Raw genomic sequence first — 12,918 nt, 5'->3', positions numbered from 1 at the left:
TCACGCATGCTCACCGAAACGCACCGCAAGCTGTTCGCCGAAGCGCTCGGCACGGCACTGCTGCTCGCCGCGGTCATCGGCTCGGGCATCATGGCCGAGCGCCTGGCCGGGGGCAATGTGGCCATCGCCCTGCTGGCCAACACGCTGGCCACGGTGGGCGGCCTGTACATCCTCATCGAGGTGTTCGGGCCCGTGAGCGGCGCGCATTTCAACCCGGCGGTGTCGCTGGTGATGGCATGGCGCGGCGCCATGCCTCGTTCGCTGCTGGCGCCCTACGTGATCGCCCAGCTGGGCGGCGCGATGCTGGGGGCCTGGCTGGCGCATGCGATGTTCGACGCGAGCATCCTCCAGTTCTCGGCCAAGGTCCGCGGCGGTATGGGGCAGTGGATCGCGGAGGCTGTCGCCACCGCGGGCCTGCTGCTCGTCATTCTTCGCGCGCCCGCCAGCCGCGTGGCGGCGATGGTGGCCTGCTACATCGGCGCGGCCTATTGGTTCACCGCGTCGACTTCCTTCGCCAATCCCGCGGCGGCCTTCGGCCGCATGTTCAGCGACACTTTCGCCGGCATTGCGCCGTCCAGCGTGCCGGGCTTCATGGCGGCCGAGCTGGTCGGCGCGGGCATCGGCGCCCTCATTCACAGGGCGCTGAGCCCGACCTCCGCATCTCAACAACAAGCCAGGGCTGTCTCATCGCGCCCTTCCATCGATATGTCCGACATCACGATCTTCCACAACCCCGACTGCGGCACCTCGCGCAACACGCTGGCCCTGATCCGGCACGCGGGCATCGAGCCCGAGGTCATCGAATACCTCAAGACACCTCCGCCCAAGGAGAAGCTCAAGGCACTGGTGCAGGCCATGGGTATCTCGGTGCGCGACCTGCTTCGGCAGAAGGGCACGCCCTATGCCCAGCTGAAGCTGGACGAGCCCGGGTGGTCGGACGAGGAGCTGCTCGACTTCATGCTGGAGCACCCGATCCTCATCAATCGGCCGATCGTCGTGACACCCCTCGGCACGAAGCTGTGCCGCCCGTCGGAAGCGGTGCTGGAGATTCTCCCGGCGCCGAAGATGGCGCCCTTCAAGAAGGAAGACGGAGAACGGGTCGTCGACGACGGTGTGCGCCGTGCTTGAAGACCAGCCCACCTTCCCCGCGCTGCAGGCGGAGCTGTTCGATGTGCCCACGCAGGAGCGCCTGGCGGTGCGTGAGCCCTCGGTTCACCGGCCGCGCTTCCTGATGCTCTATGGCTCGCTGCGCGAGCGCTCGTACAGCCGGCTGCTGACGCTGGAGGCGGCCCGCCTCCTGGAGGCGATGGGCGGCGAGGTGAAGGTGTTCGACCCGGCCGGCCTGCCGCTGCCCGACAGCGTGCCGGAGACAGACCCGAAGGTGCAGGAGCTGCGCAAGATGGCCGAATGGGCCGAAGGCATGGTGTGGACCTCGCCCGAGCGGCACGGCGCCATGACGGGCATCATGAAGGCGCAGATCGACTGGATTCCGCTGGCGCTGGGGGCCGTGCGGCCGACGCAGGGCAAGACGCTGGCGGTGATGGAGGTCTCGGGCGGTTCGCAGTCCTACAACGCGGTCAACCAGATGCGCGTGCTCGGGCGCTGGATGCGGATGCTGACCATACCGAACCAGTCCTCGGTGGCGAAGGCCTTCCTGGAGTTCGACGAAGCGGGCCGGATGAAGCCTTCCGCGTACTACGACCGCGTCGTGGACGTGATGGAGGAACTGTTCAAGTTCACGCTGCTCACGCGCGATGTCAGCCCCTACCTGGTGGACCGCTACAGCGAGCGCAAGGAGAGCGCGCAGGAGCTGTCCCGGCGGGTGAACCAGCGCGCGATCTAGGCTCGCCATGAATGCGAGACAAGGCCGCACGGTTGCGGCGCTCGGCACCGCGCAGACGCTCGCCTGGGCTTCGTCCTACTACCTGCCGGCCATGCTTGCGGCGCCGATGGCCAGGGGGCTTAGCGTGTCGACCTCGATGGTGTTCGCGGCCTTCTCCATGGCGCTCGTCGTCTCGGCGCTGCTGGGGCCCTACGCCGGTCGAAGCATCGACCGCTGGGGCGGCCGCCCGGTGCTGATGGGGACCAGCCTCGTGTTCGCCGCGGGCCTGGCGGGGCTAGCCGCGGCGCAAGGCCCCGTCTCGGCCTGTTCGCCGCCTGGATGGTGATCGGCATCGGCATGGGAAGCGGCCTGTACGAGGCGGCGTTCTCGGCCCTGGTTCGCCTCTACGGGCGGGACGCCCGCGGCGCGATCACCGGCACTACGCTGGTGGCGGGGTTCGCCAGCACGGTCGGCTGGCCGCTGTCGACGCTGCTCGAAGCGCAGTTCGGTTGGCGTGGGGCCTGCCTGGGGTGGGCCGCGCTGCATCTGGTACTGGGGCTACCACTCAACGGGTGGCTGCCGAAGGCGGCTGCGGCGAATGCCATGCAGCCTCCAGAGGAAGCGCCTTCCGGCCTCCCCGCGCCGGCCGGGGGCGGCGGGCCCTCCGCCCGCTTCGCCACGGCCTTGCTGGCCTTCGTATTCGCGGCGACCTGGTTCATCAGCACGGCGATGGCGGCGCACCTGCCGCGCCTGCTGCAGGCGAGCGGTGCAACGCTGGGTGTGGCTGTCGCGGTGGGCGCGCTGGTCGGGCCTGCGCAGGTCGCGGGCCGTCTGCTGGAGTTCGGCTTCCTGCGGCGCGTGCACCCGCTGCTGTCCGCGCGCATCGCGGCACTGGCGCACCCGGTGGGTGCGGCGGCATTGCTGATGGCGGGCGCACCGGTGGCCGCGCTGTTCGCCTGCCTGCATGGCGCGGGCAACGGCATCTTGACGATCGCCAAGGGCACCTTGCCCCTGGTCCTGTTCGGGCCGCAGGGCTACGGCGCGCGGCAAGGCTTTCTGATGGTGCCGGCCCGCATCGCGCAGGCCTTCGCGCCCTTGGTGTTCGGCTTCTGCCTGGACCGATGGGGCTCGGGCGCTCTGTGGCTGTCGACCGCCGTGGGGCTGGCGGCATTCGCGGCGCTGCTGCTCCTGCGGAGCTCCGCCGAGCGGGCGAGCGAAGCGGACGCGCCCGCGGCGCCCACCGCATCCGCCAGCAAGGCCTGAGGCTGCCCGGCCTCAGATCGTGTCGAAGGAGCGGCGCTTGGTCGAGACCGTGCGCTTGTATTCCTCGATGCTCCCCACGCGCCGGATGCTGGCCCAGGTGCCCTTGTAGTAGGGGATCACGTTGCGGTCGGTCCATTCCGTCGTGACGTCCCCCGCGATGCCCTTGATGTAGCCGAAGACCATGAAGGTCTGGCCCTTCTTGGCATCCGCGACCGGGTAGGCCATCGCGAAGGTGGCGCCGTAGTCGTTCCATACCTCGACGACGTCACCCGCGCTCGCACCCACCGATTTCATGTCGTCGGGGTTGATCTCAATGTAGGCCATCGGGTAGCGGCCTCGCACATGGCTGTCGTACTGGTTGTGGTACGCGGTCTGCCACACCTCGTTGTTGCGGCCGTTGTTGATCCAGAAGCGATGCTTGGCCTTTTGCGCCTCGACCGGCTTGGGCAGGCCCGGCCAGGGCGAGGGCTTGAACTGGGCCTTGCCATCCTTGGTGCCGAACTTCTCAGTGTAGAGCATCGGCGTGCCGACGAGCCTGCCGTCCTTGACCTCCTTGATGGGGAGCTGCACGCCGTTGTTGCCGGCCTGGCGCAGCAGCTCGTAGGTGGCGAGGTTGCCGGTGTCGTCGCCCTGGCTGTCGATGGGGCCGGCACCCGCCTGGCCCGCGCGGCGGAAGCCGTCGTTGAAGGCGTCCTCTTCCGTCTTCCAGTCGAAGCCGGCGAAGCGCTCGGCCATCTTGGCGTTGCCCTCGGCCTGGTAGAGGGTGCGCAGCTTGTTGGCGACCATGGCTGCGATGATGCAGTCGGGCTTCGCGTCGCCCGGCGGGTCCATGAACTTCTCGGACAGGCGCATGCGGCGCTCGCCGTTCATCGAGGTGAGGTTCATCTCGCCCGGGTGCGTGGAAGGCAGCATCAGGTGCGCCGCCTCGGCGAGCATGGTCGGGTAGAGGTTGATGGACGCGACGAACAGGCCGCCGCGCGTGGTCGCCTCGTAGATGACGTCCACCATCTGCGGCGGCGAGGCGCCTCGCGATTTGGCCATCGCCTCCTTGACGATCTGGCTGCGCCGCAGCACCGCCTCGCGCAGCTGCTGCGAGTTGTTGCTGGTCTGGAAGTTGTTGCAGGCCCACCAGGTCATCATGCGGCCGTTGCCCTTGATGAGCTCCTGGTCGACGTAGATCTTCTCGCCGGTGGGATGCGGCGGGCGGGTGTAGCCTTCCTGGTGGCCGCCCATGCGCACGCAGCCCGTGCCGCGGCGACCGCCGACGTTGTGCGTGGCGATGACCACGTCCAGCAGCGCCGACTGGATGAGGTAGTTGTCATTGCCCCAAATGATGCCCTTCTCGTAGGCATGCATGGAGCGCGGGCGCGCGCCGCCGGCCTTGGGCTTGTAGGCCCACTCGGCCGCCTGGCGCAGCCGGGCGACCGGCACGCCGGTGATGCGCGAGCATTCGTCGAGGGACAGCGTGTTGGCCTGCGCCGCTTCGTCGAAGCCGCTGGTACGCTGCGCGATGAATTCCTTGTCGTGCCAGCCCTGCTCGACGACATATGTGAAGAGCCCGTTGAACAAGGCCACGTCGGTGCCCGGCTGCAGGTCCAGGTGCAGGACGTTCTGCTTTCCCGCCGCGGTCTCGGCCACGGAGACGGAAACGTTGCGGCGCGGGTCGACGAAGATGATCTTCGCCGCCGCGACCGGCTCGGCGCCGAACATCTGCTTCTTCTTTTCCAGCGTGCCGCCCTGCATGTTGGGCACCCAGTGGTTGAGGAAGTAGTTGGTCTGGGTCTCGTAGGGGTTGTTGCCGATCGAGATGATGACGTCCGCCAGTTCTGCGTCCTCATAGCTGTTGTTCAACTCCATGACGCCCATCTCGCGCGTCGCATGGCACTCGGAGTTGTAGGCCGGCCGGTTGTGGATGCGTACCGTCGGCGTCTGGATGGCGCTGAACATGAGCTTGCCGGAACCCCAGGTGTTCTCGAAGCCGCCGCCGGCGCCGCCGTGGTCGAAGGCCGAGAAGGCGATGGCGCGCGGCCCGTCGGTGTCCAGCACTTTCTTGACGAGCCCCGCGTAGATGGCGAGCGCGTAGTCCCAGTCCACGTCGACCCACTGGTCGCGCGCGTAGAGGCGCGGCGAGAGCAGCCGGTCGGCGGTGATGCCGTCCGAGGCATACATGTACGACGCCATCTTCCCGCCGCGGGCCGAACTGAGGCCGCTGTTCACCACGCATTGCCTGTCGGGAACGATCATGATGCTGGAGCGCTTGCCGGAGCGCTCCTCGATGACGTTGGTCATCGCCGGCGTCATGATGAGGGCCAAGGGCGGCACCTGCCGCGTGAAATCGAGGCCGAGGGCGTTGTCCCTCTCGCCGCGCCCGCCCTCCTGGCCCTCGTCCCATTTGTAGACGTGGTAGCCGCAGCCGACGATGCAGAAGTGGCAGGTCATGTTGGTGCGCTGCGCATTCACCGGCGGCAGCGCGATGCGGTCCTTGCGGTTCGTCATGGCAGGCTCCTCACAGAAGGTTGGACTGGCGGCCGTAGATGAGCCCCTGCACGCCGGACGCCGTGATGGCGCCGTCCGCACCGACGCTCAGGTTCACCTGAGGAAGGCTCTCGGTGGCCTGGCCGCAGATCATCTGCCCGCCCAGTTCCGGGTCGAACTGGCTGAAATGGCAGGGGCACTTGAAGGCGCGCGCCTTGCCGTCGTAGGCGACCGGGCAGCCCATGTGGGTGCACAGGACGCTGAAGGCGACGATGTCGCCCTCCGGTCCGGCGCCGCCCGGAACCCGGCGCCCGAGCTTGACCATGGCGCAAGGCGAAGACTCGTCGGGATAGGTGAAGCTGACGACTTCGTTGAGCCTGAGGGCCGAGGCGGTGCCCACCGGCTTTCGGGGATAGGGCAAGGTCGTGCGCCCTGCCTCGACCTGGGCGGCCTCGGCGGCGGCCGGCCCTGCCATAGCGACGCCTGCGGCGGTGGCCCCGGAGACCTTGAAGAAGGTGCGACGACTGACGTTGGTTTCCATGTTCTCCTCGCGCGGTTGTGATGTTCGATGCCATCTGTTGCGTCGCGAGCGCCGTGCCGGCGAGGGGCAAGCCGGCAGGGGGTTGATTTGATTGGGGTTTTTCTGCGGCGGCCGGGACGACGTTACGACGCCGTAACGGGGGTTTGTCCGCTCTACCGGCCGTGGGTTACGCGGCAGTAACATCCGCTCGGTTGGCATGGAGGACACAGCATGAAGCGTCGGCAGGTGCTTCGAGCAGGGATACGGGCCTCGGCGCTCGCATGCATCGGCGCGGGCGCGACGCTCATGCCGATGGACGCGGCAAGCCAGGCGGCGGGTCCCTTCCGCTTCGGCACCACCCCTGTCTTCCTCGACGACCAGGTCGGCTTCCTGGCGCGGTGGGCGCTCTATCTGTCAGGCGCGATGGGCGTGCCGGTGGAGTTCGTCCAGCGACGCAGCTACCGCGACATCATGGCGCTGCTTCGAAGCGATTCGCTCGATGCCGCCTGGATCTGCGGCTCGCCATGGGTGGTGAACAAGGCGCAGCTGCACGGGGTGTCCATTCCCACGTATCGCGAGGGCCCCTGGTACCAGTCCTATCTCATCGTCCCCGCGGCCGACACGCGCTCGTCGTCGCTGCTGGACCTGCGTTCGAAGGTCTTCGCGTATTCGGACCCGGACTCGAACTCGGGCTGCCTGGTCCCGCGCACGACGCTGATGAAGGCCGGCGTCGATCCCGATCGCCACTTCGGCCGCAGCTTTTTCACCTGGGGGCACAGCAATGTCGTGCAGGCGGTCGCCGCCGGACTGGCCCAGGGCGGAGCGGTCGACGGCTATGTCTGGGACACGCTGCAGTTGCACTCGCCCGCGCTGATCGCCAGGACCCGCGTGGCCTGGCGCAGCGACTTGTATGGGTTTCCGCCGGTGGCGGCGCGGGCCACCCTGGACGCCGACATCGAGCAGCGCTTCCGCGCCGCGCTGCTGGGCATGGCGCAAGACGCGGACGGCAGGCGTCTTCTCAAGGAACTGAACCTGGACGCCTTCGGGACCTTTCGAGCGGAGGTCTTCGACGGCATCGCCCGCCTGGTCGCCATGACGGGGCCCCGCGTCGGGTAGCAAGCCCCATGGGCCTCGACCTCCATCGGCTCCTGAAGCCAGGCAACTGGAGTTACCGGGCCAAGGTTCCGTTGCTCATCACCGCGATTTCCATCGGGACCGCGCTGGCCATCTCGCTGGCGATTGCCGTGTCCGCTCGACATTGGCTCAGGGAGGACCTGCATGACCACGCGAGGGCCGTGGCCCAGTCGCTGGCCAGGGGGCTGGTGGTCCACATGGCCCGCGACGATGTCTGGGAGGCCTTCGAGGCCGTGCGTGCCGTGGCGACGACGGACAGCGGCGCCGAGCGGTGCGATGTCGTGGTGCTCGACCGCGACAGCCGCGTGTTCGTTTCCTCCGACCCGAACCGTTTCGCCGTCCGTTCGGAGATCCCGCTGCTGTCCGAGCCGCTGCGGCGCGCGGCGGCGCTGGACGTCAGGGCGGGTGAGCTGGCCATTGCCGAGTTCGCGACGCAATCCCAGACCTACGCGGTCGTGAAGATGCCGCTGCTGTCGGCGGACAAGGAGATCATCGGCGCGCTGCTGATGAGCTACTCGCACGCCCTGTTTGCGCAGCGCTACCGGGAGACGGTGTGGACGCTCTCGGTCATTGCGCTGGGCCTGGTCCTGGTCCTGCTGCCCCTGGGATGGTGGCTCGGCCACCGCCTCGCGCGCCCGGTCGCCCGCGTGACCGAGGCGCTCTATCAACTGGGCGAGGAGGCCGCGCTCAAGTCGTCCGCATTTGCCGCCGGAATGCCCGCCGCGCCGAATCATGCGCCGCCTGTCGCCAGCGAGCTGGCGCGGCTGGAGCATTCGCTCGCGCGCCTGCAGCAGCAGCTCAAGGAGAAGGAGCAGTTGCAGGCGCAGTTCGTGGCCGCGGACCGACTCGCCGCCATCGGCCGCATGACCTCGGGCGTCGCTCACGAAATCAACAATCCGCTGGCGGGGATGCTCAACGCCCTGAGCAACCTGCGCAAGGACCCGCATCTGCTGCAGAAGACGGTGTCGCTGCTGGAGCGGGGCCTGGACCAGATCCGGCAGACGCTGTCGGCCTTGCTGATCGAGACGAAGACCAGCGCCCGCGCGCTTTCGCCCTCGGACCTGGAAGACCTGCGCGTGCTGGTGGCGCCACAGGCCCGGCGCAAGCAGGTGAAGCTCACGTGGCACTACCCCATCGAAGACGAACTGCCGGCGCCCGCGGCGCCGGTCCGCCAGGTCTTGCTCAACCTGCTGCTCAACGCGGTGCAGGCGAGCGCATCGAGTATCGACTTCAATGCATGCGTGACGGGTTCCGAGCTCGTGATGCGCGTCGCCAACGATGGGGCGGAGTTCCCGGAGGGACGTCGGAACAGTCCCTTCGAGCCGCTGGTCGGCGGCGAGGGAAACGGGATGGGTCTCTGGGCCAGCTACCACCTCGTCAGCGCGATGGGCGGGCGCATCGCCCTGTCCGTCTGCGAGGGGCAGACCCACTTCGAGGTCCGCATTCCGCTGCGCGCGCTGCCGCGGCCCGAGACCCCATCCGCCATGGCGAGCGAGCTGTCGACATGAACGACGCGACGAGGCTTTGCCTGATCGAGGACGACGAGCTGCTCGGGGAGACCCTGTGCGAGCGCTTTCGCATGGAGGGCCTGGCCTTCGATTGGCATCGGGACGGCCGCTCCGCCTTGCTGGCGCTCGGGCGTCGCCGGTACGCATTGGCGCTTTGCGACCTGCGGCTGCCGGATGTGTCGGGACAGGAGGTCTTCGACGCGCTGGATTCGCAGCTGCGCCCGCCCTTTGTCTTCATGACCGGATTCGGGACCATCGACGAGGCGGTGGGCCTGCTGAAGGCGGGCGCGGCGGACTTCGTGACCAAGCCCTTCGACCTCGACCTGCTGATGGCGCGCCTGCGCGATTTCCGCGAAGCGCCGCCGGCGCATGTGGACGACGCGGTCTTCGGCATCTCGCCGTCGATGCGCAAGATCGAGTCGCTCGTGGCCCGGCTCGCCGAGAGCATGGAGCCGGTGCTGGTGGCCGGCGAGTCGGGGGTGGGCAAGGAGGTCTTCGCGCGCGCGCTGCATGAGAGCGCGAAGCCGCGGCGCCCCGGCGAATGGGTGGCCGTCAACTGCGCGGCCATCCCGGAGGCGCTCATCGAAGCGGAACTCTTCGGCTACGTGCGCGGCGCGTTCACCGGGGCCGCGAAGGCGCACAAGGGTTTCATCGAGCAGGCCAATGCGGGCACGCTCTTCCTGGACGAGATCGGCGACATGCCGCTGAGCATGCAGGCCCGCCTGCTGCGCGTCCTGCAGGAGCACAAGGTCACGCGCATCGGTGCAGAGGCTGCCACCTATGTCGACTTCCGGCTGGTGTGCGCCACCCACCGGGATCTGCCGGCCATGGTGCGTTCGGGGCATTTTCGCGAGGACCTGTACTACCGCATCAATGTCCTGACGGTGCAGGTTCCACCGCTACGCGAACGCCGGGAAGACATCCTCTGGCTCGCGGACCGCATGCTGAGGGCGCTGAAGGGAGGCGCGAAACAGCGCGGCCCCAGGCTGGCGCTCGAAGCCCAGCAGGCGCTGTTCGCTCATGCCTGGCCCGGCAACGCGCGAGAGCTCGACCATGTTCTCCGGCGGGCGCTCGCACTCGGGGCGGGACCGACCATCGAGGCCTGCGACCTGTTCCCGGCCACGAGCGAGTACATCGCGCCCCTCGAACCCAAGAGCGAGAGCCGGTCCTTGAGCGAGCATCTCGAACAGAAGGAGCGCGCCTTCCTCGTGGCGGTGTTGCAGGAGCGCCGGGGCGTCGTGACGGAAGCCGCCGCGCGCCTGGGCATCAGCCGCAAGACACTCTGGGAAAAGATGCGCCGCTACGGGATTGCGCGCCAGCAGTTCGGTGCTGCCTCTGACGGCGGCTAGCGGTCCGGACGGCCCTGCGTGAGTTGGCGGACGACGGCTTCGCGGCCGAAGCGCTCGGCCGCCGCCGCCGTGGCGTCGATCCAGTCCGGCACGTACAGCAGCAGGTAGGCGGCCAGGCCCTCGAGCCGGGGCTCGTAGGTTCGCCGCAGCTGACGGATGGCCTGCAGGGCGGCCTCGTCGTCGTGCCAGTTCGGCAGGATGCGGCGGATCGTGGGTGTCAGAAGCCGCAGCGCCTCGGCGTCCATCCGGCGGGTGGAGACCTGGGGCACGGGCGCCACGCGCAGCGCCTCGCTGGCCTCGTCGAGGATGCGCCTCAGGGCCGAGAAGGTGGCGGTGGCCTGGTGGCGCCGCGCGTCGTCGGCCCCGGCAATGAGCAGCGTGCACACGTCCAGCACCACGGCCAGGGAGCCCAGCCATGAATGGCCCTCGTGCTGCGAGCGGTAGTACGCCAGCATCGGGTAGACGGCGTGGCTCTCGATCAGGTCGCTGGCCCAGATCTCCCACTCCCACAGCCAGCGTTCGAGCGCCTCGGGGCTGCCATGCACGTGCCAGCCGAGCAGCGCGGCGGCGGTCGGCGGCGAGCCGGCGCGCGCGGAGAACTCGATGAGCTGGAGGTCGCGCCGGGTGAAATGCTGGTAGAGCACGGGCAGGTAGCCGATGGTCAGCGCGATGAAGCCGAAGCCGGTGCCGGCTTCGAGGATGACCAGCATGCGCGACAGCGAATGCTGCGGCACGACGTCGCCATAGCCGAGCGTGAAGAAGGCGTCGCCGCTGACGATGATCTGGCTGACCAGCGACACGGCGCGGGTGCCGGAGACGAGATCCTCCACCGCCCATTGCATCAGCCCGAAACCGACGATCAGGGAGGCGGCCCACAGGGCGAAGAGCATGACCATCGACAGCGGCCCGTAGACCCCGAGGAAGTCCTCGCGCCGGCGGCCGTTGGGCAAGAGACGGGCGCACCAGGCCCAGACGTCCCAGGTGCACTTGAAGAAATAGCGGTTCAGCCGCAGCTGCCGGCGCACCGGGCGCGGCAGCAGCACCACTTCGAAGGCGTCGATCAGGGTCACCAGCACCAGGAGGGCGCCGAGCAGCAGGGAGATCAAGGACATCGAGGGCTATCCGGGGAAGGAAAAGCCCATCATGCCTCGCGGCGGCCCCTGTGCGGGTTCGGACAGCCGCGATCCGAAGACACGGGGCTCAGGCAGCGACGGTGACGCCGCACTTCCCGGCGGCGGCCAGCAGCTTCGGAATGTCCGGCGGGCCGGGCGGAACCTCGGCGTCGATGGTCGTGAAGAGACGCGCGGCCTGGCCGTTGTGGCCGGTGACCGAGATCATCTCCGCGCCGCCCGGGCCGAAGCGGAAGCTGTGGACGGTGCCCGCGGGCAGGTGGACCAGCGTGCCGGCGGTGGCCGTCTTCTGATGGTCGCCATAAGTGATGTCGACGACGCCCTTGACGACGTAGAAGGACTCGTCCCAGTCATGGCTGTGCGGCGGCGGGCCGGTGCCTTCGTCCCCACGCTGGAGGAAGATCTCGTAGCCCTGCGTGGCCTCATGGGAGGCCAGCACGGTGATCTTTTCGCCCACCACGTCCAGCGCGCGGGCATAGGTCTCGGGCGTCACTGCAAAAGGCTCGGGCTTCATGATCGTGGTCTCCTTCGGTGGGTCGGATTCCTTCGCGGCGCGCACGCGCGCACGGCCTTGGCAGAGTGTGGTGCAGAAGACGGGAGGCCGCAAGCCGGACAGCGCCCTCGTGGCCGGCGATTCGCCGTATGCTGGCGGCAGAGAGGAATACACGCCATGCAATACCGCAGACTGGGCCGCAGCGCCCTCAAGGTGTCACCCCTGTGCCTGGGCACGATGATGTTCGGCGGCGAGACCGACGAGGCCACATCGACGCGCATCATGGACAAGGCCCATGAGCAGGGCATCAACTTCATCGACACGGCCGACGTCTATCACGGCGGCCGCTCGGAGGAAATCGTGGGGCGCGCCATCGCGTCGCGGCGCGACAGCTGGGTCGTGGCGACGAAGTTCGGTTTCTCGATGGGGCATGGGCCGAACGAGCAGGGCCAGTCGCGCAAGTGGATCGTGCAGGCCGTCGAGGCGAGCCTGCGGCGCCTGAAGACCGACTACATCGACCTCCTCTACTTCCACCGGGCGCTGCCCGACGTGCCGCTGGAGGAAGGCGTGCGCGCCGTCGGCGACCTGATCCGCCAGGGCAAGCTGCGCTACTTCGGCGTATCGAACTTCCGAGGCTGGCGCATCGCGGAGGTGGCGCGCATCGCCGACCAGCTGGGCATGGACCGCCCGGTCGCGAGCGAGCCTCTCTACAACATCGTCGACCGGACCGCCGAGGTCGAGCAGCTGCCGGCGGCCGCGCACTACGGCCTGGGCGTGGTGTCGTACAGCCCGCTGGCGCGCGGCGTGCTGAGCGGCAAGTACGCGTTGGACGCACCGCCCCCGCCCGACAGCCGCGCCGGCCGCGGCGACAAGCGCCTGCAGCAGACGGAATGGCGGGCGGAGTCGCTGAAGATCGCGCAGGCCATCGCCGCGCACGCCGCCGCGCGCGGCACGACCTCGATCGCCTTCGCGCTGGCCTGGGTGCTGAAGAACCGGCTCGTCAGCGCCACCATCGCGGGGCCGCGCACCGAAGCGCAGTGGGACAGCTATGGCGAAGCGCTGCGGCTGGAGCTGGGGCCGGATGACGAGAAGCTCGTCGATGGCCTGGTGCCGCCCGGCCATGCATCGACGCCGGGCTACTCCGACCCCGGCTACCCCATCGAAGGACGGATCAGCGCCTGAGCGATCGAATGCCCGGGCTTAGTTGAATTCATTGGGCCGCGC

General features: G+C 68.7%; 10 protein-coding genes and 2 pseudogenes. 8 read left to right on the top strand and 4 right to left on the bottom strand.

The features are described from left to right. Positions 1 to 6: 6 nt before the first annotated feature. The 4 genes and pseudogenes from AC1DNF_RS15245 to AC1DNF_RS15230 all read left to right on the top strand — a co-directional run. Positions 7 to 690: pseudogene (locus AC1DNF_RS15245) on the top strand (aquaporin); the annotation flags it as partial. A gap of 15 nt (positions 691 to 705) precedes the next feature. Then, positions 706 to 1,128, top strand: coding sequence for an arsenate reductase (glutaredoxin) (gene arsC / locus AC1DNF_RS15240; protein WP_477925358.1), 423 nt, complete (start codon positions 706 to 708; stop codon positions 1,126 to 1,128). After that, positions 1,121 to 1,843, top strand: a complete 723-nt coding sequence (gene arsH, locus AC1DNF_RS15235; RefSeq protein WP_478149446.1) for an arsenical resistance protein ArsH — start codon at positions 1,121 to 1,123, stop codon at positions 1,841 to 1,843. The genes arsC and arsH overlap by 8 nt, the downstream gene beginning before the upstream one ends. A gap of 7 nt (positions 1,844 to 1,850) precedes the next feature. Then, positions 1,851 to 3,085: pseudogene (locus tag AC1DNF_RS15230) on the top strand (MFS transporter). 12 nt (positions 3,086 to 3,097) lie between these two features. Here the strand turns inward: AC1DNF_RS15230 and AC1DNF_RS15225 are convergent. Both AC1DNF_RS15225 and AC1DNF_RS15220 read right to left on the bottom strand, forming a co-directional pair. Next, positions 3,098 to 5,581: an arsenate reductase (azurin) large subunit gene (locus tag AC1DNF_RS15225; RefSeq protein ID WP_478149445.1), complete on the bottom strand. Its 2,484-nt coding sequence runs from the start codon at positions 5,579 to 5,581 to the stop codon at positions 3,098 to 3,100. A 10-nt stretch (positions 5,582 to 5,591) separates the two neighbouring features. Continuing rightward, the gene (locus tag AC1DNF_RS15220) at positions 5,592 to 6,101 is read right to left on the bottom strand and encodes an arsenate reductase (azurin) small subunit (protein WP_478149444.1); all 510 of its coding nucleotides are present in this window, start codon (positions 6,099 to 6,101) and stop codon (positions 5,592 to 5,594) included. A gap of 210 nt (positions 6,102 to 6,311) precedes the next feature. On the opposite strand from AC1DNF_RS15220, the gene AC1DNF_RS15215 reads away from it, so the two are divergent. The 3 genes from AC1DNF_RS15215 to AC1DNF_RS15205 are packed head-to-tail and all read left to right on the top strand — an operon-like array spanning position 6,312 to position 10,071. Then, positions 6,312 to 7,196 (top strand): substrate-binding domain-containing protein, encoded by an 885-nt coding sequence (locus AC1DNF_RS15215; protein ID WP_478149443.1) that lies wholly within the window; start codon positions 6,312 to 6,314, stop codon positions 7,194 to 7,196. 8 nt (positions 7,197 to 7,204) lie between these two features. After that, a complete protein-coding gene (locus AC1DNF_RS15210) occupies positions 7,205 to 8,722 on the top strand; it encodes a sensor histidine kinase (RefSeq protein WP_478149442.1) in 1,518 nt (505 codons plus the stop codon). After that, positions 8,719 to 10,071, top strand: a complete 1,353-nt coding sequence (locus AC1DNF_RS15205; protein WP_478149441.1) for a sigma-54-dependent transcriptional regulator — start codon at positions 8,719 to 8,721, stop codon at positions 10,069 to 10,071. Before AC1DNF_RS15210 ends, AC1DNF_RS15205 begins: the two co-directional genes overlap by 4 nt. On the opposite strand, the gene AC1DNF_RS15200 is transcribed toward AC1DNF_RS15205, so the two are convergent. Together AC1DNF_RS15200 and AC1DNF_RS15195 are read right to left on the bottom strand one after the other, a co-directional pair. Beyond that, positions 10,068 to 11,183, bottom strand: coding sequence for a potassium channel family protein (locus AC1DNF_RS15200; RefSeq protein WP_478149440.1), 1,116 nt, complete (start codon positions 11,181 to 11,183; stop codon positions 10,068 to 10,070). The genes AC1DNF_RS15205 and AC1DNF_RS15200 overlap by 4 nt on opposite strands. Before the next feature lie 88 nt (positions 11,184 to 11,271). Continuing rightward, the gene (locus AC1DNF_RS15195; RefSeq protein WP_478149439.1) at positions 11,272 to 11,715 is read right to left on the bottom strand and encodes a cupin domain-containing protein; all 444 of its coding nucleotides are present in this window, start codon (positions 11,713 to 11,715) and stop codon (positions 11,272 to 11,274) included. Positions 11,716 to 11,871: 156 nt separating this feature from the next. Here AC1DNF_RS15195 and AC1DNF_RS15190 point away from each other — a divergent pair, with 156 nt between their 5' ends. Continuing rightward, positions 11,872 to 12,876, top strand: a complete 1,005-nt coding sequence (locus AC1DNF_RS15190; protein WP_478149438.1) for an aldo/keto reductase — start codon at positions 11,872 to 11,874, stop codon at positions 12,874 to 12,876. The last annotated feature ends 42 nt before the right edge of the window (positions 12,877 to 12,918 follow it).

This window comes from Variovorax sp. 01T432, assembly GCF_056398605.1.
Note: the sequence above shows the minus strand (reverse complement) of the source record. Positions and strands in the feature narration are given on the sequence as shown.

What these genes read in the sequence shown, in the direction of transcription:
- arsC (WP_477925358.1), top strand. Translation starts at nt 706, where the DNA reads ATGTCCGACATCACGATCTTCCACAACCCCGACTGCGGCACCTCGCGC.
- AC1DNF_RS15225 (WP_478149445.1), bottom strand. Translation starts at nt 5,581, where the DNA reads ATGACGAACCGCAAGGACCGCATCGCGCTGCCGCCGGTGAATGCGCAG.
- AC1DNF_RS15220 (WP_478149444.1), bottom strand. Translation starts at nt 6,101, where the DNA reads ATGGAAACCAACGTCAGTCGTCGCACCTTCTTCAAGGTCTCCGGGGCC.
- AC1DNF_RS15215 (WP_478149443.1), top strand. Translation starts at nt 6,312, where the DNA reads ATGAAGCGTCGGCAGGTGCTTCGAGCAGGGATACGGGCCTCGGCGCTC.
- AC1DNF_RS15210 (WP_478149442.1), top strand. Translation starts at nt 7,205, where the DNA reads ATGGGCCTCGACCTCCATCGGCTCCTGAAGCCAGGCAACTGGAGTTAC.
- AC1DNF_RS15205 (WP_478149441.1), top strand. Translation starts at nt 8,719, where the DNA reads ATGAACGACGCGACGAGGCTTTGCCTGATCGAGGACGACGAGCTGCTC.
- AC1DNF_RS15200 (WP_478149440.1), bottom strand. Translation starts at nt 11,183, where the DNA reads ATGTCCTTGATCTCCCTGCTGCTCGGCGCCCTCCTGGTGCTGGTGACC.
- AC1DNF_RS15195 (WP_478149439.1), bottom strand. Translation starts at nt 11,715, where the DNA reads ATGAAGCCCGAGCCTTTTGCAGTGACGCCCGAGACCTATGCCCGCGCG.
- AC1DNF_RS15190 (WP_478149438.1), top strand. Translation starts at nt 11,872, where the DNA reads ATGCAATACCGCAGACTGGGCCGCAGCGCCCTCAAGGTGTCACCCCTG.